The organism is Paenibacillus flagellatus, from assembly GCF_003217775.1.
Taxonomy (GTDB): Bacteria; Bacillota; Bacilli; order Paenibacillales; family NBRC-103111; genus Paenibacillus_AB; species Paenibacillus_AB flagellatus.
On the sequence record NZ_QJVJ01000001.1, the window covers coordinates 240,205 to 262,178 of the forward strand.

The 21,974-nt window shown below is 61.5% G+C and carries 17 protein-coding genes and 1 pseudogene; 7 read left to right on the plus strand and 11 right to left on the minus strand.

Going from position 1 to position 21,974, the window contains the following annotated elements; all coding sequences use genetic code 11:
- Nucleotides 1-2: 2 nt before the first annotated feature.
- Nucleotides 3-1,136: a sensor histidine kinase gene (locus DLM86_RS01215; RefSeq protein WP_110838135.1), complete on the minus strand. Its 1,134-nt coding sequence runs from the start codon at nt 1,134-1,136 to the stop codon at nt 3-5.
- Nucleotides 1,126-1,821 (minus strand): response regulator transcription factor, encoded by a 696-nt coding sequence (locus DLM86_RS01220; protein WP_110838136.1) that lies wholly within the window; start codon nt 1,819-1,821, stop codon nt 1,126-1,128. The genes DLM86_RS01215 and DLM86_RS01220 overlap by 11 nt, the downstream gene beginning before the upstream one ends.
- Before the next feature lie 316 nt (nt 1,822-2,137).
- Here DLM86_RS01220 and DLM86_RS01225 point away from each other — a divergent pair, with 316 nt between their 5' ends.
- The gene (locus DLM86_RS01225; RefSeq protein ID WP_110838137.1) at nt 2,138-3,682 is read left to right on the plus strand and encodes an MDR family MFS transporter; all 1,545 of its coding nucleotides are present in this window, start codon (nt 2,138-2,140) and stop codon (nt 3,680-3,682) included.
- A 117-nt stretch (nt 3,683-3,799) separates the two neighbouring features.
- The gene (locus tag DLM86_RS01230) at nt 3,800-4,780 is read left to right on the plus strand and encodes an Rpn family recombination-promoting nuclease/putative transposase (RefSeq protein WP_110838138.1); all 981 of its coding nucleotides are present in this window, start codon (nt 3,800-3,802) and stop codon (nt 4,778-4,780) included.
- Nucleotides 4,781-4,899: 119 nt separating this feature from the next.
- On the opposite strand, the gene DLM86_RS01235 is transcribed toward DLM86_RS01230, so the two are convergent.
- Nucleotides 4,900-5,565, minus strand: coding sequence for an HAD family hydrolase (locus tag DLM86_RS01235; protein ID WP_110838139.1), 666 nt, complete (start codon nt 5,563-5,565; stop codon nt 4,900-4,902).
- Nucleotides 5,566-5,746: 181 nt separating this feature from the next.
- Between DLM86_RS01235 and DLM86_RS01240 the strand changes: the two genes are divergently transcribed.
- The 4 genes and pseudogenes from DLM86_RS01240 to DLM86_RS01255 all read left to right on the plus strand — a co-directional run bounded on the left by DLM86_RS01240 (nt 5,747) and on the right by DLM86_RS01255 (nt 10,758).
- On the plus strand, nt 5,747-6,604 hold the full coding sequence (locus DLM86_RS01240; protein ID WP_110838140.1) for a MurR/RpiR family transcriptional regulator: 858 nt from the start codon (nt 5,747-5,749) through the stop codon (nt 6,602-6,604).
- Between the two features lie 5 nt (nt 6,605-6,609).
- On the plus strand, nt 6,610-7,341 hold the full coding sequence (nagB, locus tag DLM86_RS01245) for a glucosamine-6-phosphate deaminase (protein ID WP_110838141.1): 732 nt from the start codon (nt 6,610-6,612) through the stop codon (nt 7,339-7,341).
- A complete protein-coding gene (gene nagA / locus DLM86_RS01250) occupies nt 7,338-8,516 on the plus strand; it encodes an N-acetylglucosamine-6-phosphate deacetylase (protein WP_110838142.1) in 1,179 nt (392 codons plus the stop codon). Before nagB ends, nagA begins: the two co-directional genes overlap by 4 nt.
- Before the next feature lie 204 nt (nt 8,517-8,720).
- A pseudogene (locus tag DLM86_RS01255) lies at nt 8,721-10,758 on the plus strand (Na+/H+ antiporter).
- A 99-nt stretch (nt 10,759-10,857) separates the two neighbouring features.
- On the opposite strand, the gene DLM86_RS31680 reads toward DLM86_RS01255, so the two are convergent.
- The 6 genes from DLM86_RS31680 to DLM86_RS01285 form a co-directional block, all read right to left on the minus strand.
- Nucleotides 10,858-11,877, minus strand: coding sequence for a sugar phosphate isomerase/epimerase family protein (locus DLM86_RS31680; protein ID WP_158289266.1), 1,020 nt, complete (start codon nt 11,875-11,877; stop codon nt 10,858-10,860).
- A gap of 26 nt (nt 11,878-11,903) precedes the next feature.
- Nucleotides 11,904-12,794, minus strand: a complete 891-nt coding sequence (locus tag DLM86_RS01265) for a DUF6528 family protein (protein ID WP_110838143.1) — start codon at nt 12,792-12,794, stop codon at nt 11,904-11,906.
- 19 nt (nt 12,795-12,813) lie between these two features.
- Nucleotides 12,814-13,815 (minus strand): DUF6528 family protein, encoded by a 1,002-nt coding sequence (locus tag DLM86_RS01270; protein ID WP_110838144.1) that lies wholly within the window; start codon nt 13,813-13,815, stop codon nt 12,814-12,816.
- 54 nt (nt 13,816-13,869) lie between these two features.
- On the minus strand, nt 13,870-15,513 hold the full coding sequence (locus DLM86_RS01275) for an extracellular solute-binding protein (protein ID WP_110838145.1): 1,644 nt from the start codon (nt 15,511-15,513) through the stop codon (nt 13,870-13,872).
- A gap of 64 nt (nt 15,514-15,577) precedes the next feature.
- Nucleotides 15,578-16,453 carry a carbohydrate ABC transporter permease gene (locus tag DLM86_RS01280; RefSeq protein WP_110838146.1) on the minus strand — a complete coding sequence of 292 codons (876 nt, stop codon included), beginning with the start codon at nt 16,451-16,453 and terminating at the stop codon, nt 15,578-15,580.
- Nucleotides 16,454-16,465: 12 nt separating this feature from the next.
- Nucleotides 16,466-17,392: an ABC transporter permease gene (locus tag DLM86_RS01285; protein WP_245954290.1), complete on the minus strand. Its 927-nt coding sequence runs from the start codon at nt 17,390-17,392 to the stop codon at nt 16,466-16,468.
- Between the two features lie 204 nt (nt 17,393-17,596).
- Here DLM86_RS01285 and DLM86_RS01290 point away from each other — a divergent pair, with 204 nt between their 5' ends.
- Complete coding sequence (locus DLM86_RS01290) at nt 17,597-18,490, plus strand: DUF2268 domain-containing putative Zn-dependent protease (protein WP_110838148.1); 894 nt, start codon at nt 17,597-17,599, stop codon at nt 18,488-18,490.
- 95 nt (nt 18,491-18,585) lie between these two features.
- Here DLM86_RS01290 and DLM86_RS01295 read toward each other — a convergent pair whose 3' ends face one another.
- Nucleotides 18,586-20,055, minus strand: coding sequence for a response regulator transcription factor (locus tag DLM86_RS01295; protein WP_110838149.1), 1,470 nt, complete (start codon nt 20,053-20,055; stop codon nt 18,586-18,588).
- Nucleotides 20,048-21,844 (minus strand): sensor histidine kinase, encoded by a 1,797-nt coding sequence (locus DLM86_RS01300; RefSeq protein WP_110838150.1) that lies wholly within the window; start codon nt 21,842-21,844, stop codon nt 20,048-20,050. The genes DLM86_RS01295 and DLM86_RS01300 overlap by 8 nt, the downstream gene beginning before the upstream one ends.
- Nucleotides 21,845-21,974: the final 130 nt, after the last annotated feature.

The following is a 21,974-nucleotide window of genomic DNA, read 5'->3' on the forward strand; positions in this document are numbered from 1 at the left end:
GGTTACGAAACTTCGGTCGCTCCCGGCGCCCGCCGGACGGACGCCGGCGAAGCCGGCAATCTCACCTCGAACACGGTCCGGCTCCGGTCGCTTGCGACCCCGATCGTGCCGCCGTGCAGCTCGACGATTTGCTTCGCGATCGCGAGGCCGAGCCCGGAGCCGCCGGTATCGTTGGAGCGCGATTTTTCCACGCGATAAAACCGGTCGAAGATGTAAGGCAGGTCTTGCGGCGGAATCGGCTCGCCATAGTTGACGATCTCCGCCACCGCCTCTCCGCCCGCCGAACGGACGTGGACGTCGACGTAGACGCCGTCCTTGCCGTAATGGACCGCATTGGCGAGCAGGTTGTCGAATACGCGCGCCAGCTTGTCCCCGTCGGCTTCGATCATGACGTTCCGGTCGGGGAAATGGAGCCGGATTTCCATGCCCGCCCGGCCCATTTCGTATTGAAACTGGGCGGCCAGCTGGCCGATCATCTCGACCAGGTCGAGCCTCGTTTTTCGCAGCGAAAGACCGCCTCCGCTCAGCCGCGTATACTCGAACAAATCGTCGATGAGCACATGCAGCCGCTTCGACTTCTCGAAGGCGATATGGACGTAATGACGCAGCTCCACCTCGTCGCGGTACCGGTCCTGCTCGATCAGCCCGAGGTAGCCGGTAATCGACGTGAGCGGGGTGCGCAAATCGTGGGAGACGTTCGTGATGAGCTCCGTCTTCGTCCGTTCGGCCCGGCGCTCTTCCTCGATCGACGTTTTCAGCTGCTCGGACATTTTGTTCAGATTGGCGGCCAGCTCGCCCATCTCGTCGTTATAGCGGACCGGTATCCGTTCGTCGAAGCGGCCGTTCGCGATCCGCTGCACCGCCTCCGTAATGCGGACCATGTACAGAATGCGCCGCCGGGTCAGGACGAAGATATAGACGGTGAAAAAAAACGAGCCCGCCACGACCAGCAGCACCGGAATCGTGAACATGTCGGCCAAACCTTGGGCAACCCGGGTGGGAAGATTGATCCCGAGCTCCCGCAGCGCGAGCAGAACGAAGAAAACGCCGACCAGACTGAGTACCGACAGGACGATGCTGAAGATGAACAGCGCGATCAGCTTCCATCGAAGGCTGTAGAGCAGCTTAGCGATCAAATTTGTAGCCGACCCCCCATACCGTCTGGATCCATTTCTGCCCCGATTCCGACTCCAGCTTGTCCCTCAGCTTGCTGATATGAACCATGACCGTCGTATAGGTCGGCGAGTACGGCTCGTTCCAGACGTGCTCGTAGATCGCCTCCGCGCTGAAGACGCGTCCCGGGCTGCTCGCCAAGTAGTGCAGGATGCCGAATTCGATCGAGGTGAGGTGGACCGGCTTGCCGTCCACCGTGACGGTATGCGTATCCCGGTCGATCTCGAGCGAATCGAACGTGATGACGTTCGCGCCGCGGCTCCGGTTCGACTTGGCGTTCAAGCCGTACGCGCGGCGGATGAGCGATCGGACCCGCGCCAGCAGCTCGAGCGGGTTGAACGGCTTGACCATGTAGTCGTCCGCCCCCGTCATGAGCCCCATGATTTTGTCCATGTCTTCGGCTTTGGCGCTCAGCATCAGAATCGGCACGGCCCGGTCGACGCGGATTTGCCGGCAAACCTCGAGCCCGTCCAATCCCGGCATCATGACGTCGAGGATGACGAGCCGGGCGTCCTTGCGCTTCAGCAGCTCGAGCGCTTCCTTGCCGTTGTTCGCCTTCATGACGCTGTACCCTTCGTTGACCAAATAAATTTCGATCAAATTCGCGATCGACGGGTCGTCGTCGACGATTAGAATCGGTTCGTTCACAGTACGCGTCTTCCTTTCCGGTCGTCAAATGCCTTGCTGCTATCATACGCCAAATCGGACGCAGGCGGCAACCGGGGAGGTTCGAACGCCCGTTTCCCGGCCTTTTCCGATTAAACGGCTTTACGACATTTTTACTTTGATTCCCCCGATCGGTTCGATTATGATAGGAGAGTCCCGAACGGCCTCGCCCGCCTTCCAGACGCTTTTTTGGATACGTTCGTTTTGACTGACGACAATTGTCAGGGAATGTGGCGTATCCTGTAGAGGAAGGGTGAAGCCGTAATCGGTTCCCTATTTTTCGATCAAGAGGTGGATTATGGATCGCAAGCAAACGAAAATCAATTGGGTGGTCGCCGGACTGCTGCTCGGCATGTTCGTCGGCGCCCTGGACCAGACGATCGTCTCCACGGCGATGCCGACGGTCATAACGGAGCTGGGCGGCTTCGAGCATTACGTCTGGGTGTTTTCCGCCTATATGATCGCAACCGTGGTCGCTACGCCGATATTCGGCAAGCTGTCCGACATTTACGGAAGGAAGCTGTTCTTCCAGCTCGGCCTCGTCGTCTTCCTGCTCGGCTCGGTGCTTTGCGGCATTGCGAACAGCATGTTCGAGCTGATCGTCTACCGCGCCATCCAGGGGATCGGCGGCGGAGCGCTCATGCCGATCGCCTTCGCCGTCATCTTCGACATTTTCCCGCCGGAGAAGCGCGGCAAAATGAACGGCTTGTTCGGCGCCGTATTCGGTCTGTCCAGCGTATTCGGTCCGGCGCTCGGCGCGTACATAACCGACTACATCGATTGGCGCTGGGTGTTCTACATCAACTTGCCGATCGGGGCGGTCGCGCTGCTGCTCATGCATTTCGGGTATCGGGAAAAAGCGGCCCACCGCAAGCAAAAAATCGACTGGGCCGGCGCCACGACGCTCGTCGTTGCCATTCTCAGCTTTATGTTCGCGATCGAGCTGGGCGGCTCGGAAACGTACGCTTGGGGATCGTGGCAAATTATCGGGCTGTTCGTCCTGTTCGTCGTCAGCTTCGCTCTGTTCCTCGTGGCGGAACGCCGCGTCTCCGATCCGATCGTCGAGCTGAAGCTGTTCAAGAGCCGGCTGTTCACGGCGAGTCAGGCGATCGGCTTTCTGTACGGCATCATCATGGTAGCGGGCGCGACGTACATCCCGCTGTTCATCCAAGGCGTATACGGCGAATCGGCGAGCGCCGCCGGCCAGACGCTGACGCCGATGATGCTGGCGGTCGTCGCGAGCAGCATGCTCGGCGGTCCGCTGATCAACAAGCTGTCGTACCGGAGCATCATGCTCGGCTCGACCGTCATTCTAGCCGGCTCGATGGCGCTGCTCGGCACGATGACCGTCGATACGCCGCGCTGGGTCGTGACGATGTATATGGTGCTGGTCGGCTTGGGCATCGGCGTCAACTTCGTCGTCCTGAACATTTCCGTGCTGCACGGCTTGCCCGGCCAGTTCAAGGGAGCGGCCATCTCGCTCATCACGTTTTTCCGTACCGTCGGCTCGGCGCTCGGCGTCACGGTGCTCGGCGTACTGCAAAAGGTCGACTACAAGTCGCGCATCGAGGCCGTGTTCCCGGACCCGAAAATGGCGGAGCAGTTCTCCGATCCGAAAATGCTGCTCATGCCGCAAGTGCGGAGCGGCCTGCCCGCGGAAGTCGTCGGCAATGCGACGAAGGCGCTCGCCGGCTCGATCTCGTACTTGTTCTGGATCTCGATTCTCATAACGGTCGTCGGCTTCGTCTTCGTCATGATGCTGGGCCGCGCCCGGATGGAGCTGCCGTCCGAGAAAGAGAAGCAAGCGGGCGGGCTGGAGCCCGGTCCGGTCGGTCATATGTAACGGATGCGATGCGGTTCGCGTCAGTGCCTTCGGGCGCCGGCGCGGACCGTTTTTTCGTTCAAGCGCACGGCCTCTATGGTATAATAAAACCAAACCCGTCCGGAAGGAACGATCCGAATGGACCAAAGCCGAGCCACATCCAAGCTTCATCATCGGTACGATAAAGGATACAAATATTTGCTGTCGAGCAAAAAGCTGTTCCTCGAGCTTTTGCGCTCCTTCGTCCGGAAAGACTGGGTCGCTCAAGTGGAAGAATCGAACTTGATCAGCATCGACAAATCGTACGTGCTGCCCGACTTCCGCGAAAAAGAGGCGGACCTCGTCTATCAGGCGAAGCTGCGGGACCGCGACATCATTTTTTATGTGTTGATGGAGATGCAATCCACCGTCGATTTTCAGATGCCGTACCGTCTCCTGCTGTACCAGACGGAAATTTGGCGGGACGTCATGGCCAATACGGATAAAGTCGAGGCGGAGCGAAAAAAGTTCAAGCTCCCCGCCATCGTCCCGATCGTGCTGTATAACGGAGCTTCTCCTTGGACCGCCAACCGGAGCTTTCGGGAGACGTTGGACGGTCACCAAGAGTTCGGCGGCGACCTGCTCGACTTCACGTATATGCTGATTGACGTTCAGCGCTATTCGGAAGAGGAGCTGCTGCGGTTATCCAACATGATCGGCTCCGTTTTCTTGCTCGAGCAGAGCACGGATCTTGAGAAGCTGGCCGGCACTCTCCATAAACTGATGAATACGCTCCGCAAGACGCCCAAGGAGCTGCAGCAGCGGTTCGTCGTCTGGTTCGCGAATGTGCTGGGGACCCAGCTGCTGCCGGAACGTCGGCTTGAAATGGATCGTCTGTTGGAACAATGGGAGCTGAAAGGAGCGAACGACATGATGTCCAACTTGGAAAAGACGCTTGAGGAAATGGCCAAGAGAACCCACCGGAAAGGGCTGGAGCAGGGGCTGGAAAGAGGAATTGAGCAAGAGAAAACGGCCATCGCCAAAAATTTGATCGCCAAAGGGATGGACGACGACTTTATCGCGGATGTGACCGGACTTGCGAAGGAAGATATCGGCTTGCTGCGAAAAGCCGTGCATTGAGCGGTGCGCCGCACGCAAATCAAGGTACAAGCGTACGCGATCGCGCCGACATGTCGTCGGGCGTCGACCCCTAACGTACGCTTGTACCTTATTTTTGTCGCGCAGAGCCTTCGTTCCGACTACTCCGCCAGCTCGAGCAGCTGGCCGAACTCCGTGATGATCATATCCGCGCCCTCCAGCTCGCTCTCTTCGCCGAACTGCGCATAGCGGCAGCCGACGACGGGCAGGCCGTTGCCTTTGCCCGCCTCGACGTCCGAGGAGCGGTCGCCGACCATCCAAGCGGACGTCAAGCCGTGGCGCTCGACGAGCAGCTTGACCAGGTCGACCTTGGAGCGCGTCCGGTACTCGCCGGCGCTGTAGAGCCCGGTGAACAGCGGCTCCAGCCCCTTCAGCCGGATCACTTCCTTCACGTAAATCTCGAGGCCGTTGCTCGCGACGAACAGCTTGACGCCCTTCGCGTGCAGCGCCCGCAGCGTCTCCTCGACGCCCGGGTACAGCCGGCCGTCGCCCCGCTTCAATCCTTCCATCTGATAATGCAGCAGCAGCTCGTCCGCCCGGCGGCGCACCTGTTCGTCCGCATCCGGCAGCACCCTCGCCCAAATATGCTCGAGCAGCATGCCGAGCGAGCTCAAGATAAGCTCCTTCGGCGGTGTTCCTTTCGTATAAGTCCCTTCCCGCTTCAACTCGTCGAATGCGGCTTCATAAGCGGGAAGCAGCAGCGTCTCGGTTTGGAACAGCGTGCCGTCCAGATCGAACAGCATCGCTTCGGGTATAGCGCGTTTCATCGGTCCGTCCCCTTTTGCAATGGTATGTTAACGGAAATAATACCTATCAAACCACGATTCGACAACGAAAGTCAATGCAAGGAATTGTGAAGAAAATAACGGTGGTCAGGAAAATCATTTTCGTATAATATGGAAATATACAAAAATAATTTTCGCGAGCCGAGGTGAGAAGCGTTCCGACATGTCCGACTTGTTGAGATCGATCCGCGAGCGGCTGCCGCACATGAACCCGAAGGAACGGTCGCTCGCCGAATTCATCGCCGACCATCCGCAGCTCGTCGTCCGGCTCGGCATTACCGAGCTCGCCGATCAGGCGCAGACGAGCGCGGCGACCGTCTCCCGATTTTGCAAAAGCTTCCACGCCGGAGGCTTCGCCGGACTGAAAATGCAGCTCGCCACTGAGCTCGCGCAGCAGCCCCCGGCCGAATCGTATCAAGACATCGTCGCCGGCAACACGCTCGAGAGCATCGTGGCCGCGATGGAGGCGAACCATATCCGCTCCATCTCCGATACGTCGCGCCTGCTCGATCCGAAGCAGCTCGCGCGGGCGCTGGACGCGCTTCGCGGGGCGGGCCAGATCGACATTTACGGCGTCGCCACGTCCGGCGTCGTAGCCCAAGACTTTTACCAGAAGCTCGTCCGGATCGGCAAGCGCGCCAACGCCTTCTCCGACCCGCACATGCAGGTGACGTCCGCCTCCAATCTCGGTCCGTCCGACACCGCCTTCGCGATCTCGTATTCGGGCGAGACGCCGGAGACGATCGACGCGCTGCGCTGCGCCAAAGAACGCGGAGCGGTCACCGTCTCGCTGACGAAATTCGGGCCGACCACGCTGTCGTCGCTCGCGGACATCCCCCTGTATACGTCCTCGCTCGAGGAGGGAATGCGGCGGGGGGACATGGCGTCGCGCATCGCGCAGCTGCACGTCGTCGACATCCTGTTCACCGGGCTCGTCAGCGAGTCGTTCGATACGTACGTGCCGAAGCTGGAGCTCTCGTACCAGATGGTCAAAAAATACCGCAAAGAAAAAGGGAGATAGCAAGCATGAACATTTTAACGTTCCGCTCCAACGAAGAATTGAACGAAGCGGGAGCCGGCATCATTACCGGCCTCGTGCAAACGAACCCGCGGGCGGTTCTCGGGCTCGCCACCGGCGGGACCCCCGTCGGCATCTATGAGGAAATCGTCAAGACGTACCGCAAAGGCATGGTCAGCTTCAAATCGGTGACGACGTTCAACCTCGACGAATACGTCGGCATCCCGGAGGATCACCCTGAAAGCTATCATGCTTATATGAACAAGCATTTGTTCGATCACGTCGACGTCTCGCGCGAGCGGACGCACATTCCGAACGGCAACGCGCCGGAGCTGGAGCAGGAATGCGCCCGCTACAACCAGCTGCTCGACGATGCGAAGCAGATCGATCTGCAGCTGCTCGGCCTCGGCCATAACGGCCATATCGGCTTCAACGAGCCGGATCATGCGCTCGTCAGCGGCACGCACATCGTCGAGCTGAAGGACGAAACGCGCCAAGCGAACGCCCGCTTCTTCAACTCGATCGACGAGGTGCCGACACATGCGCTTACGATGGGCGTCGGGACGATTTTGAAAGCGAAAATGATTCTGCTCGTCGTTCGCGGAGCGGACAAGGCGGAAATCGTGCACCGCGCGCTCAAAGGACCGATTACGACCGAATGCCCGGCATCCTTGCTGCAGACGCATCCGCACGTCGTCGTCCTGCTCGATACCGAATCCGGGAGGCTGATCAACGCATGAGCCGAACCGTCATCGTCACGAACGCGAAAATCGTAACCGAAACGCAAGTCATCGAGAACGGCACGATCGTATGGACCGACGGCGTCATCGAATCGGTCCGGCCTTCTGCCCCGTCGGATGCAAGCACTACCGGCGCCGAAGTGATCGACGCCAAGGGCGGCTGGGTGCTGCCCGGCTTCGTCGACGTCCACGTTCACGGCGGCTACGGCGCCGACTTCATGGACGCGGAGGCCGAATCGATCGATACGATCACCCGGTTCCACGGCGGGCACGGGACGACGTCCATCGTCGCCACGACGCTGACCGGGCCGAAGGACCGGCTGTCCGACGTGCTGGCCGTCGTGAACGAATACCGGTCGAAGGATATGCCGTACGCGCAAGTCGTCGGCGTCCATCTCGAAGGACCGTTCATCAACGTCAAATATAAAGGCGCCCAAAACCCCGCCTACATCGTCCCGCCGCAAAAGGCGTGGCTGGAGGAATGGCACGCCGCCTACCCCGGGCTGATCAAGCAGCTGTCGCTCGCTCCCGAGACGGAAGGGGCGCTCGAGCTGATCGCCTGGCTGCGCGCGAACGGCATTAACGCCGCCGCCGCCCATACGGACGCGACATACGATCAGATTATGGCGGCCGCCGATGCGGGGCTGAACCAATCGGTGCATACGTTCAACGCGATGACCGGGCTGCACCACCGCAATCCCGGCACCGTAGGCGCCGTCCTGACCGACGACCGCATCAGCGCGGAGGTGATCGCCGACGGCCATCACGTCCATCCGGCCTGCATCCGGCTGCTGACGAAGGCGAAGACGAACGACAACTTGATGCTGATTACCGACGCCATGTCCGCCGCGGGACTGGAGGACGGGACGTATGACCTGGGCGGTCTCGCCGTTAACGTGAAGGACGGCGTCGCCACGCTGAAGGAAGGCAACAGCCTCGCCGGCAGCACGCTGACAATGATCGGCGCGCTCCGCTTCGCCGTCGAGCAGGTCGGCGTATCCGTCCAGCAGGCGAGCCGCTACGCGAGCGGCAACCCGGCGCGCCAGCTCGGCCTGTTCGACCGGACCGGGAGCCTGGAAGCCGGCAAGCAGGCGGACGTTCTGCTCGCGAGCCCCGAGCTCGAGCTGCAGCGCATTTGGGCCAAAGGCAACGAGATCGAGCCGTTCCGGGCTTGATACGCGAAGACACGGGGAGGAGTGCGGCCGCCGCGCCCGCCCGTCCGCAATAATTGGTTGTACCGGCCGCCGGCGGTCTGAAGCCGCGCGGCCTTTTTCGCGTCCGCCCGGGACTTGCCGCAAAACCGATTTATTGTTTTCCGGCGGGCGGATACACTATAATTTGTTAAAAAACGTCCGGCTACTCGAAGGGAAGATGCGTCCTTGGAACTGTTTCTTGCCGTACTCGTCATGCTCGCTCTGATCGGCGTCTCCAACGTGGTCAGCCGATTCGTCCCGTTCGTTCCGGTGCCGCTCGTTCAGATCGCTCTGGGCGTCGCCGCCGCGCTCTTCCCCTCGGGCATTCATCTCCCGCTCGAGCCGGAGCTGTTCTTCGTCCTGTTCATCGCCCCGCTGCTGTACAACGACGGCAAGCATACGCCGCGCGACGAGCTCTGGAAGCTGCGGGCCCCGATCCTGCTTCTGGCGGTCGGACTCGTGTTCATTACCGTCTTCACGGTCGGGTACGCGATCCATTGGATGATTCCGTCGATTCCGCTCGCCGCCGCGTTCGGGCTGGCCGCCATTTTGTCGCCGACGGACGCCGTTGCCGTCGGCGCTCTGGCCGGCCGGATCCATATGCCGAAAAGCTTGATGCGGCTGCTCGAGGGCGAAGCGCTCATGAACGACGCATCCGGTCTCGTCGCCTTCAAATTCGCCATCGCCGCAGCCGTGACCGGCGTCTTCTCGTTCCCCCGCGCGACGGCCAGCTTCTTCGTCATTTCGATCGGCGGCCTGTTGATCGGCGCGCTCCTCGCCTTCCTGATCAGCTGGCTGCGCCTCGTCCTGCGGAGAGCCGGAATGGAGGACGTGACGATGCACATGCTGGTCCAAATTTTGACGCCGTTTCTGCTCTACATGATCGCCGAGGAGCTGGGCATGTCCGGCATTTTGGCCGCGGTGGCCGGCGGGATCGTCCACGCGATCGAGCGCGACCGGGCGGAGCCGGCGATGATGAAGCTGAAGACGGTGTCCAACAACACGTGGTCGGTGCTGCTTTTTATTTTGAACGGACTCGTCTTCGTCATTTTGGGCCTGCAAATTCCGGACGTGTCCGCGACGATTTTGAAAGACCCGTCGTTCGACAACTTCCAGGTGATCGGCTACGCGGCCGTCATTTTCGCGATGCTGATGGCGCTTCGGTTCGCATGGACGTTCGCGTTTACAAGAGGGGGCCGCTTATTCGGCGGCAGCAAGGACCGTCAGGCGCCCGGCTTCAAAATGCTCGTCATGACGGCCTTTTCCGGCGTCCGGGGGGGCGGTTACGCTGGCCGGCGCCTTTTCGATTCCGCTCGTGCTCGAGGACGGCAGCCCGTTTCCGGAGCGAAGCCTGATCCTGTTTTTGGCGGCGGCCGTCATTTTGCTTTCGCTGCTGGCGGCGAGCGTCCTACTGCCCTTGCTCTCGAAGAAGAAAAAGTCGGCCGACGAGGCGGAACGGGAGGAGAGCGAGCGGCAAATCCAAATCCGGGTCATGTCGGCGGCCATCCAAGCGGTTCATCGGGAACGCAACGAAGAGAACGAAGCCGCCGTCTCCTCCGTCATCGCCGACTACAAGCAGTGGATTCATCGCATCCGCATGAAAAACGCCGACCGGAAAGCCGCCACGCATTCGCGCGAAAAAGAAAACGAGCTGCGGCTTCTCGCCCTCGCCGAAGAGCGGGAATGCGCCCGAAACTTGCTGGAGAGCGGAGAAATCAGCCGCGAGCACGCCAACCAGTTTTTCAAAACGTTGGACCAGATCGAGCTTTTGCTGGCGAACCGGCTCCATCTGTGGACGATGCTGCTGAAGCTGTTTTTCGGAAGGCTGAAGGCCGGCTTCACGCGCCGGGAGGTCGCGCTCGCGAAGCTGCCGGCGGCCGACGTCGAGGCGCTGCGCAGCATCAAGATTCGTACGTGCGAGGCGGCGATCGAGGAGGTCCGGAAAGTTCGCCGAACGGAGACGGACCGGGAAGCGGCGGACGTCATCACGCATTACAACCGCGTGCTCGACCGTCTCGCCCGCATTCCGGACGCGATGCAAAGGCGGGACAAGCGGTTCGATGAGCGGAAGAAGGAGCTTCGCTGGGTCGCCGTCCAAGCCGAACGGGACGAGGTGCAGTCGCTCTACGAGCAGGGCGTCATCACCCGCGAAACGGCGAGCAAGCTGCGCCGAATCATTCGGGAGCGGGAGGCGGCGATGTTCGAGCAGGACGAAATCGGCTGAACGAAGGAGCGTCCGGAGAAAAAATCGCGGATCGCGACGGGATTAAAAAGCCGCAGAACCGATGGTTCTGCGGCTTTTTCGCGCCTGCGCGCATGGCTGTCACCTGCGGACGTAGTCTCCCAGCAGCCGTTCCCAGCAAGCGGCGAGCTCGTCCGGGTCGGGCTGCCGCACCTCGAACAGAAACGGCCCGGCATACCCCTGCTCGGCCAACGCGCCGATCACGTCGTTCCAGCGGATGACGCCTTTCCCCGGCAGCCAATGCCGCTCGTCCACGCCGTCGTAGTCGGACATGTGGACGGTGACGATCCGCCCGGCCAGCCGCCGGATGAAATGCTCGGACCGCTCCTGCAGCAAATGGTTCACGTCGCAGCAGACGCCGAGCCGCTCGTCGGCGCCGACGAGCTCGAGCATCTCCGCGCTCGTATTGCCGAGGCACGTGCGCGGCAAGCATTCCACCGCGATGCGGACGCCCTGCCGCTCCGCTTCCGCGGCCAGCAGCGGCAGCGCCCGCTTGCATGCGGCCACCCGCGCCGGGCGCTCGTCCGCGGCGATCGGCTCCCAGCTCGGGTGCAGCACCGCCCTGCCGATGCCCCATCGCCGGGCCAGCCGGAGCAGACGGCCGTGCCGGTCCAGAACGGCGGCCCGCTCCGCATCGTCGACGACCGAGACGTCCCAAGCCGTCCCGTACGGCAGGTGCATCGTCCAGACGTCCAGCCCGATTCGGCGAGCGCGAACGACCAACGCTTCGGCGTACGCCTCGTTGTCCGGATCGAACATATCGTACGTGCTGTGCCGCCAAGCCATCTCGATGTGGCGAATGCCCGCATCGTAAAACCGGTTCAAATCGATACCGCCGTTTTTCCACGTCTCGAGGGAAAGAGAAGCCCCGATCGGCCAACGGGCCGGGTCCGACGGCGACGGCCTCGCTTCAGCCCGCGCGTCCGCCGCGGCTCCTTCGGTTCCCGAAGTCCCCCGGGGTTCCTCCCATCCCGCGGCCTTCTCTCCGGCTCCCGCAGCTTCCCTCGTCCCGACGCCGGGCAAACCACCCGGTTCGCCCGCCGCGTACATGCCGCCGCTCGCCGCTTTCCGGATTCCATCCCGCTCACGCCCCGTCTCCATGCCGTTCGTCTCCTTTCTCACCGGTGTCATTCGTAGTCCGAATAGACGATCCGCGCTTTGTAAAATGCGGCCCCTTCGCAAACCCGCTTCGACGGCGGGCCGTGGAAATCGACCGTATCCGTCGTCCATTCGTACAGGCTGCCCGCCTTCGGCACCGTACCGGCCACCCGGCCGGAGCGGAAGTTGCCCACGCTTTTCACGTGGGGCCGGCTAATTTCCCGGCACTCCGGATAGTCGGATACGAAGGCATCCGCCGATTTCACGTATTGATACACGTGCCCGACCGTGCTGACCCACAGCCGGTCCGCGTCGCCGTACACGGGCTGCAAATCGTGTCCGCCGCGAGTCGGCAGAGCCGTCCGGCTCGACTCCCGCATAACGGGCTCGGCGTCCGACCCTTCGACGGCAAGCGCGACGAGATCGTCGTCCCCGAGCGCCCACAGCACGTCCCGGCGCGGGTCCCAGACGAGCCCGTGCGCCCCGGGCAGGGCGAATTCCGCATACGCGTCCGCCTCGGGTCCCTGCGAGGAGGCGTACAGCCGCACGCGTCCGCCGGTGCTCGAGGCGACGGCGACGTTGCCGTTCGGCAGCAGCTCCGCCGAATGCGGGTTGCCCCCGACGTTCGCCGCCCAACGCTTCCGATCCGCGGACGGGAACGGGACGACGGCCGCCAGCCCCAGCGAGTCGGTCGCGACCAGCCACAGCCCGCCCCAAGCGTCGCAGCGGCGAATTTTGGCGTCCGTCGGGACGCCCCATGCGGCGATCAGCGAATCGTCGAAGCCGCCCGCCCGATCGGGCGCCCAGCTCCATCGGACGGCGTCGGCCCCGTTCCAATCCGTATCGGCCGGATCGAGCAGCACGATGCGCCCGCTCGCCTGATCCGTTCCCGCCACCAAGCCTTCCCACGTGAAGCTCATGTTCCGACATCCACTCCGTTCACTGATAGTCGGCGTTCCATACTCGCACTTTGTAAATGGCGCCGCCCTCGATCGTTCTTGTCCCGTCCGGCCGGAACAGATCGACCGTCTCCGTGCACCAGGTGTTCCGCTTGCAGACGCCCGCGGGCGACTTCGCAACGTCCGGCACCGTTTCCACTACCAGGCCCGAAGCGAAGCTCCCGATGCCTTTCACGCCGACGCGGCTGATCGCTTCATGTCCGGGAAACGCGTCGTCGAACGCGTTCGCCGACTTGACGAACTGGTACACCTTCGAACCGGTGGTGACCCATAGCCGGTCCGCGTCGCCGTACACGGGCTGCAGGTCGTGACCGTGCTTCGTCGGCAGCGCGACTTTACGGACTTCCGCAAGCTCCGGGGCCGCATCGGTTCCGCTTACCTTCAAGGCGACGAGCGAGTCCCCTCCAAGGGCCCATAACACGCCAAGCTTCGGGTCCCATTGAACGCCGTGCGCCGATGCCAGCCCGTACTCCGCATACGTCGTGACGGTATCCCCTTGCGACGAAGCATAGACGCGCACCCAGCCCCCGGTGCTGGCCGCCACGGCGATATTGCCGTTCGGAAGAAGCTCGGCGGAATGAGGGTTGCCCCCTGCATCCGCCGCCCATACTTTTCCCCCGTCGGGGTACGAAACGATCGCCGCCAATCCCCGCGAATCGGTCACCGCGACGCGGACGGCTCCGCTCTCCCCATCGTACCTCGGCTTCGCGTCCGTCGGCAATCCCCAAGCATGCTTCAGCTTCTCGAAGCCGGGAACGTCGTTGGGCGACCACGCCCACCGAACCGCCCGCTCGTCGTTCCAATCCGCGGCGTCCGTGTCGAGCACGATGATCCGGTGCGTCCCCTGATCGGTTACGGCCGCGTAACAGCACGGCATGTCGGCCGCCGACGGCCTTCCGTACATCCCGTACCAAACCGCGACGGCCGCGGCGATCGCCAGAAACGCCCCGATCCATCCGATGGCTGCGGAGCGTCTTTTCATAGACAGCCCTCTCTCCCGGTTTCCGAATGCGAATCCGAATCCGCCTTGGTCCCGTTACTTGTCCAAGCCCCGCTTTCGGATTTCGTCGTTCACTTCCTTGATCGCCTGCCGCAGCCCTTTGTTGTCGTAGCCCTTCACGATGTTCGTCCACATCGCCACCGGATCTTCCTTGCTGAGCATCACCTTGATGACGTCTTCGGTCGCGTTGATGGCGCTCAGCTTCGCTTTCGCCGGCGTATACAGCTGCTCGATGTCGAAGTTGGTCGGCACCGGCTTGAACGAGGCGACCTTCTCCTTCAACGTATCCCGCGCGACCTTCGACAGCTTCTCGCCGTAGTTGATTTTGGACGCTTCGCTGTCCTCGTATTCGAACTGCTGGTTCCAGGCGGCCAACGAACCGAACAGGTTCAGCGAAGGGTAATAGCTGCCCAGGCTTTTGTACTCGCCCTTGTCGTTTTTCTCGCGGGTCACGACGATTTTGCCGTTCTCCTTCTTGTAGTCCTTTCCTTCCAGCCCGTACTGCTTGATCGTGAAAAATTCGTCGGACTGGAGCCAGTCGTAAATTTGCAGGATGCGGTCCATTTTCTCGTCGTTCACCTTGGAGCTGAAGTACGTCTCGGACCAGAACGACGGCTCGACGTGGCGGTAGCGCGACCCGTCCTCGGCCGCCCACGACTCCGGCAAAATTTTGAACACGTCCTCGAACTTCGTATCCTTGTTGTATTTGCTCCAGGCGGCGTCCAGCTTCTTCAGCGCGTTCGGCGCGGCCTGCATCGAGATCGCCCCGACTTTGCCCTGGCCGAATTTGTCGATGCCGTCGTTCGTCTTCATGATCGCGAAGTCGGGGTCGATGGCGCCTTCCGCGAACAGCTGCCGCATTTGCACGACGACGTCCTTCATCTTCTCCGAGGCGTAGAACGGAATGTATTGCCCGTTTTCCTTCACCCAGGATGAGTTGCTCGTATGCGGAAACGTACCGGTCGCGAGCGGCAGCAGCATCGTCGTCGAGCGCAGCGTAACGCCGACCGTATCGTTTTTGCCGTTGCCGTCGGGATCGTTTTTGGCGAACGCCCTGAGCATATTCAAGTAGTCGTCGTACGTGACCGGGTCTTTCAAATTGAGCTTCTCCATCCAGTCCTTGCGGACGATCAAGGCGCGCTCGAGCGCCCACGTCTCGGGTTCGGGATACGTAAGCCGCGGGATCATGTAATAGTTCCCGTCGACCTGAAGCGACTTCGTATCCTTCAAGCTCAGCATCTTCTGCACGTTCGGATAGGGGCTCAGATCGGCCGGCAGCGGGCGGATAATCCCCTGCTTGATCCACGAGAAATAGCCTTCGGAATTGATCGTGTCGTCGCTGAATACGTCGGGAAGCTCGCCGGATGCGCTCCAGAGCTGGTATTTCTCCTTGTAGTCGGAGTAGCTGATCACTTTGTCCACGATGCGGACGTTGAACTTGCTTTCGATCATTTTGAGCAGCTCGTCGGCGTCGCGGTTCGGAAACGCCGAGCCGATGTTGAAAAACGAGAACGAAATATCCAGCTTCTTGGCGTTTTTCGCCCCTCCCGCCTGGCCGGCGTTTTCTCCCGCTCCGTTCGTGCCGGCGGACGGCTCGTCGGACCCTCCGCCGCATGCGGACAGGACGGATGCGGATACGGTCAGCGCCAGGGCGGCGTAGCCGAAACGTTTGTTGAACATGGTGCTTCCTCCCTTTTTGACACTCGTCTTTTATTTTAAGACAACTTGGTCCTAAAACCGACCTTTATTCCTTGACGGCGCCCAGCGTGACGCCCGCGGAGAAATACTTTTGCAGAAACGGGTATACCAGCATGATCGGCAGCATCGTCACGACGACGCTCGCCATCTTCAGCCCGTCCGGGTACCGCTGGCTCATCTGCGCCATCATGTTGGCGCCCATATCGTCGCGGGCCATTCGCGTCACGTCGGCCAGCATATTGCGCAGAAACAGCTGCATCGGATGCATTTTCGGATCGGTGACGAACAGCATGGCGTTGTACCACTCGTTCCAGCGGGCGACCGCATAGAACAGCGTAATGGCGGCCAGCGTCGGCTTCGAGATCGGCATGACGATGCGGAACAGCACGTAAATGTCGTTGGCCCCGTCGATTTTGGCCGACTCCTCCAAGCTCGGCGGAATCGTGTTGAACTGGTTGATCATGACGATCAGGAAAAACGTGCTGACCGCGACCGGGAAAATCATCGCCCCGTAGCTGTTGATCAGGTGCAAATTTTTGATCGTCAAGTAAAACGGGATCAGCCCTCCGCTGAACAGCATCGTAAAGACGATGCCCGCCATCATCGCTTTGCGGCCCGGCATCGCTTTTTTGGACAAGGCGTACGCGCCGCAGGTCGTGACGAGCATGTTGACGAACGTGCCGGCGGCGGTGACGACGAGCGAGTTGAACAGCGCCCGCCCCACGTAGCTGCCGTTCAGGAGCAGCTCGTAGGAGTTCAGCGTGAAGCTGGTCGGGATGAGATACAGCTGCTGCTTCACGACTTCCGCCGGGTCGGCGAACGAGGTGATGAACACGTTGTAGAACGGCAAAATCGTAACGATGGCGATCAGCATGAGCAGCGCGTGAATCGAGTAGTCGGCCCATGTATGTCGTGGCGTCATGTCCGGTCCTCCCTAATATAAGCCGTCTTGGCCGAGCCGCTTCGCCGCCCGGTTGGCGGCCGCGAGCAGGACGAAATTGACGACGGATTTGAAGAGACCGACCGCGGTCGAGGTGCCGTAGCTGTTGCCGACGGCGAACGTCCGGCGGTACACGTAAGTGTCGAGAATGTCCGCCTTCTCGTAGACGGCCGGGTTGTACAGGTTGAAAATTTGATCGAAGCCGCCGCCGCCGGAGCTCATCGTGTGGCCGATTTTCAGGATGAGCAGGATGACGACCGTGCTTTTCAGCGACGGCCATGTAATATGGATCATTTGCTGGAGCCGGTTCGCTCCGTCGATGCCGGCCGCTTCGTACAGCGCCGGATTGATGCCCGCGATGGCGGCCAAATAAATGATCGTACCCCAGCCCATATCCTTCCAGAGGCTGCTTCCGTAAATGAGGCCGCGGAAGTGCTCCGGGCTGACGAGCAGCGCCACCTTCTCGAAGCCGAGCAGATCGAGCAGCTGGTTCAGCACGCCGAACGTCCCTAGAAAGTTGACCAGGATGCCGCTGACGATGACCCAGGACAAAAAGTGCGGGAACGTATAGACGACCTGATAAAACTTTTTGAGCCCCATTCGGCGCACTTCGTTGAGCAGCAGTGCTACGACGATCGGGACCGGAAATTCGAAGACGAGCCGCCCGACGGCGATCACGATCGTATTGCGGAACGCGATCCAGAAATCGTCGAGCAGGAAAATTTCCTTGAAGTTGGCCAGGCCGACCCAGTCGCTGCCCCATATGCCTTTGGCGAAGTTGAATTCCTTGAAGGCCAGCATCAGCCCGTACAGCGGAACGTATTCGAACAAGACGTAGTAGACGAGCAGCGGAAAGACGAGGACGTACATGTACTTGTACTCGACCATTCGCTTCCATAAGCCTTTCCGTGTTGCATTCAAGCCGGTTCTCCCCCCTTTTGTAAAAGCGCTTCCAAGTCTGCTTCCAGTATAAGCGGCTCCGGACCGGCGCCATATGAACGGAGATTAGGGGGCGTATGGACGATTGTAAGATGTTCGGTTAAGGGGTTGACCTTTACGCAACGTAAAGGTGTAGCATCGGTGTACGGACAAGATGCGTCCGAACCGAAGGAGGGAACAAAATCGATGGAAATCCTAGCTATTGACACGCTGCGGGGTCAGCGCGGCGTTTTTGAAGCGAAGCCGGACGAACGGGCCGCGCTATACCGCGAACGGGTGACCGAGCCGCTTCAGCCTTTTTGGGAGACGATGCAGCGGATGATGCCGCCCGGCCGGCAACCGCCGGATTTCGTGCAGGCGATCGGCCTGTACGACCCGGCCGGAGACGCAGAAGAGGCGCTTCGTGCGCTCGACCGGCTCGAGAAGGCCGGCAGCTGGGACGCCTGCCGGGAAGCCGTCGACCGGGCCGTCCGCGCTCTCCGTCCGGCCGAACGCGGGGTAGCGCTCGACAAGCTGCTGTTCGCCGTGGCGCTCGGCGATCCGGCGAGACTGAAGCCCGTACACGGGTTTACCGGCTTCGGCGGCAATCCCGGACAAGTGATCGTCCTCGTCTGGCCGAGCGACTACAACGTCCCGCGGCTGCCGTCGATCGCGGCGCACGAGTTTCATCACAACGTCCGGCTGACGTTCGAGCCGTGGGGCCCGGAGACGACGGTTGGGCAATATATCGTCCTCGAAGGATTGGCCGAGGCGTTCGCCGCGGAATTGTACGGGGAGGATATGCTGGGACCTTGGGTGAGCGCCTTGACCGACGAACAGCACGAGGAGGTACGGCCCCGTTTCCGGGAGGCGCTTGCGGTTCAAGGGTTCAACGAGATACGCGGCTATATGTTCGGCGATCCCGCGGGGGACTTTCCGAATCCGGGCTACGAGAAAAAAGGCGTTCCGCCTTACGCCGGTTACGCCGTCGGCTATCGGGTCGTCTCGGACTATTTGCGCCGCAGCGGCAAAACGGCGGCCGAGGCGACGTACGTGCCTTGGCGGGACATCGTCGCCGAATCGCGCTATTTCGAGCGTTGAGACCGCAAATAACGTACAATTGTACCTTGATTCGGCGCCGTCGCCGTACGACGACGGCATAAAAAGCCGCCCGCCGGCTCGCCGGCGGGCGGCGTTCAATGCTGCGAGGACGGCCCCGCCCCGCGCTTCGCGCGGTATTCGGTCGGGGTCGTCCCCGTATGCTTTTTGAACGCGCGGGCGAAGTAGAAATAGTCGGCATAGCCGGCCATTTCGGCGATTTCGCTCACGGTCAGCCCGGTCGTGCCGAGCAGCAGGCAGGCGTACTCCATCCGGATGTCGGTCACATACTTCGTAAACGTGACGCGCAGCTCTTTTTTGAACAGCTGGCTTACATAGTTCGGGTGCATGTAAAACGTCTTCGAGATGTCCTGAATCGAGATCGGCTCGCGAAACCGATCGCGCACGTACCGGACGATCTGCGCGAACGTCTCCTCGCCGCCGCGCCTTCCGCCGGTCTCGCCGCCCGCACCGGCGAAGCTGTCGCCGATCTCCCGCCGGAGCCGGTCGAGCATCGCGTATACGGTTCCGAAGGCGGACGCCAGCTCGCCGAAACCGGACACGTAGCTCTCCGAACTTCCGTTCGTCGTCCGGTACAGCGACGAAAGCACCTGATTGTACAGCCGCCTCGCATGCCGGATATCGTACCGCCCCGACCGGAAGCCCGCTTCGAGCGCCGACAGCCCTCCCAGCGCCAGCTTGGCGTCTTTGCGCTCGAACCCGTCCGCGATCAGCCGCAGCGCGTTCGCATCGAGCGCGTCGGACGTCCGCTCGCCCGGCGCCTCGCCGATCTCGGCCTCGCCGCTCCCGACGAACGATCGGTACGACGCGACCGCCGCCTCCTCGATCCGTTCCCGCAACGCGCCCGGATCGGCGAACGCCGCGCCGATCCCGATCCCTTCCGCCGTCGGCAGCACCGACGCCTCCAAGCGCGCAAGCGCCCCGGCCCGATCCGCCCGGCCGATCACATAGGCGGTCGAGCCGCTGCCGATGCGCAGGGCGACGACCGGACCGCCGTCCGGCATGGCGAAGGCCGCCGCGTCCTTTCCCCGGACGACGGCGACGAACGCGCCTCCCGCTTCCCGGTCCCACCGGAAGCCGAGACGGTCGAGCAGCCGCTCGACCTCCGCTCCCGGCGGCCGGTCGCGCTCCTGCAGCAGAAGCAGCAGCTCGTGCCGCACCGCTTGCCGCCGCCGTTCCAGCGTCGTCGCCGCGACCGCCAAGAGTCCCGCGATCTCCTCGCGGTCGAACGGCTTCAGGCAATACCCCACCGCGCCGTACTGCATCGCCCGTTTCGCGTAATCGAACTCGGCGTATCCGCTCGCGACGATGCACAGCGTGTCCGATCCGGCCTCGTACAGCTTGCGGATCAGCTCGAGCCCGTTCAGGCCGGGCATCCGGATATCGATGAACGCCACATCCGGATTCAGCGACGCGATAAGCTCGTACGCCTCTACGCCGTTCTGCGCCTCGCCGACGATCGAATATCCGCTTGCCTGCCAGTCCAGCGTCCCTTTCAAGCTTTCCAAAATCCACGGCTCATCGTCGGCCAATACGACTTTATACATGATGCACCCCCTCCTTAGCCGGCAGCTTGACCGTCACCGTCGTCCCCCGGTCCGCCGCACTTTCGATCGAGACGATGCCGTACTCGCCGCCGTAGGCGAATCGGATCCGGTTGTTCACGTTGAGTATGCCGATGTGCCTCTGCGGCGCGGCGTTCAGATCGTGGGAAGACGGCGGCTCCGCCAAGCTGCGTCGGATGCCGTCCAGCATGGCCGGGTCCATGCCGGCTCCGTCGTCGGCCACCCACAGCAGCAGATCGCCTCCTTCGTCCAACCGGCAGCCGACGGTGAGACGGCATGGATGCAGGCAGGGCTCGATGCCGTGAAATACCGCATTTTCGACGAGCGGCTGCAGAATCATTTTGATCACCTTCGTTTCGCGAAGCGTTTCGTCGAACTCGTTCGCGAACTCGAACCGGTTCGCGAAGCGGACTTGCTGGATGCGGACGTACGCCTCGACCGTCTCGATCTCTTCCCGAAGCAGCACCACTTCGCCGCCCTTCACGCTGTATCGGAAAATCCGGCCGAGCGAATCGGTCATTTCGCGAATTTCCGGCACGCCTTTCGCATAGGCGATGCCTTTGATCGTTTCCAGCGTGTTGTACAAAAAGTGGGGGTTGATCTGGCTTTTCAAAAACTGCAGCTCCGCCTGCTTCTTGAGCAGCTGCAGCTCGAAAATGTGCGTCTTCGAATCGATCAGCTTCGCCGCCAAATCGTCGATTTCGTCCAGCAGCGAATTGAACTGCCGCGCCATAATCGTAATTTCCGAATACCCTTCCAGCGAAACCCGCTTGTTCTTATGGTCCAGCCCTTTGGCCCGCAAGCTGTAGATGAACGTCATGAAGGAGCGGATCGGGTACAAAATGTTGCGGCTGATCGCGATATAAAACGCGTACATGACGGCGACGAGCAGCAGCAGCATGCCGAGCAGGAGACGCTGAACGTCCTCCAGCCCGCGGAACAGCTCCTCGACCGGAAACACGCTGACGATCGTACCGCCGATCTCCGGCAGCCCCTCCTCGCGAACGACGAACGCTCCGTCCTCGCTTCGGGCGCTCTCGCCGGACGGTCCGTTCTCCTCGACCCGCTTGGCGATAGCCGGAGGGAGCGGGCGGCCGACCGTCGACGCGTCGTTGCTGATGGCGACGGCGCGATTGCGGTCGAGCACATAAAATTGGCCCGCGATCGTCTTGGACAGGCCGTCGAGCTTCGGCGCGATCGCCTGCAAATCGAGCACCATGACGGCATACCCGATCCGTTTCTCCGACGGCGCGGTCGTCCGGATGTCGTAAACCGGCACGCCGACGTACATCACGTCGCTTTTGTAATAGGGCGAGTAGTGCACGCCCGTGTAGTACGCGCTCGTCCGGAGCGGGATTTCGCCGAACGGAATGAAGTCCCGGCACCCGACGCAATTGTACGAGCTGATTCCTTCGCCCAGCAGCACGACTCCCATGATGCCCTGCTTCATCGACTGGAGATTGACGAACAGCTTCTCGATTCGGGTGTTCAGCTCGTACTGCGCGAGCCGGTCGTCCTCGAGCAAATATTGCTGGACCAAATCGTTATAGGCGATATTCGGCAAAATCCGGTTGATCGAATCGACGTTGGAGGCGACGCTCTGCTTGATCGCGGCGATCATTTCCGTCGTATAATCGGTGTTGCGCTTGTACGTGATGTTCAGGATCCGGTTGTAGCCCCACGCCGCCGTGACCGCCAGCAGAAGCAAAATCGTAATGCCGAGGCAGAGCAGCTGCACCCGGATCGAATATTTTTTCAACAATGCGAACATGCGGCTTCCCTCCGTCTTGCCGGCTCCCGCCCTGCAGCCGGCGTCGTCTCCATTGTAGTGGCCGCAATCCGATTTGTCCCGCTCAAAAAACACGCGCCTAATAAAGCGCTTGCAAATAAGTCGATCATGT

Coding starts and splice junctions, on each gene's coding strand:
- DLM86_RS01225 (WP_110838137.1), top strand. CDS start 2,138: ATGGATCGCAAGCAAACGAAAATCAATTGGGTGGTCGCCGGACTGCTG.
- DLM86_RS01230 (WP_110838138.1), top strand. CDS start 3,800: ATGGACCAAAGCCGAGCCACATCCAAGCTTCATCATCGGTACGATAAA.
- DLM86_RS01235 (WP_110838139.1), bottom strand. CDS start 5,565: ATGAAACGCGCTATACCCGAAGCGATGCTGTTCGATCTGGACGGCACG.
- DLM86_RS01240 (WP_110838140.1), top strand. CDS start 5,747: ATGTCCGACTTGTTGAGATCGATCCGCGAGCGGCTGCCGCACATGAAC.
- nagB (WP_110838141.1), top strand. CDS start 6,610: ATGAACATTTTAACGTTCCGCTCCAACGAAGAATTGAACGAAGCGGGA.
- nagA (WP_110838142.1), top strand. CDS start 7,338: ATGAGCCGAACCGTCATCGTCACGAACGCGAAAATCGTAACCGAAACG.
- DLM86_RS31680 (WP_158289266.1), bottom strand. CDS start 11,877: ATGGAGACGGGGCGTGAGCGGGATGGAATCCGGAAAGCGGCGAGCGGC.
- DLM86_RS01265 (WP_110838143.1), bottom strand. CDS start 12,794: ATGAGCTTCACGTGGGAAGGCTTGGTGGCGGGAACGGATCAGGCGAGC.
- DLM86_RS01270 (WP_110838144.1), bottom strand. CDS start 13,815: ATGAAAAGACGCTCCGCAGCCATCGGATGGATCGGGGCGTTTCTGGCG.
- DLM86_RS01275 (WP_110838145.1), bottom strand. CDS start 15,513: ATGTTCAACAAACGTTTCGGCTACGCCGCCCTGGCGCTGACCGTATCC.
- DLM86_RS01280 (WP_110838146.1), bottom strand. CDS start 16,453: ATGACGCCACGACATACATGGGCCGACTACTCGATTCACGCGCTGCTC.
- DLM86_RS01290 (WP_110838148.1), top strand. CDS start 17,597: ATGGAAATCCTAGCTATTGACACGCTGCGGGGTCAGCGCGGCGTTTTT.
- DLM86_RS01295 (WP_110838149.1), bottom strand. CDS start 20,055: ATGTATAAAGTCGTATTGGCCGACGATGAGCCGTGGATTTTGGAAAGC.
- DLM86_RS01300 (WP_110838150.1), bottom strand. CDS start 21,844: ATGTTCGCATTGTTGAAAAAATATTCGATCCGGGTGCAGCTGCTCTGC.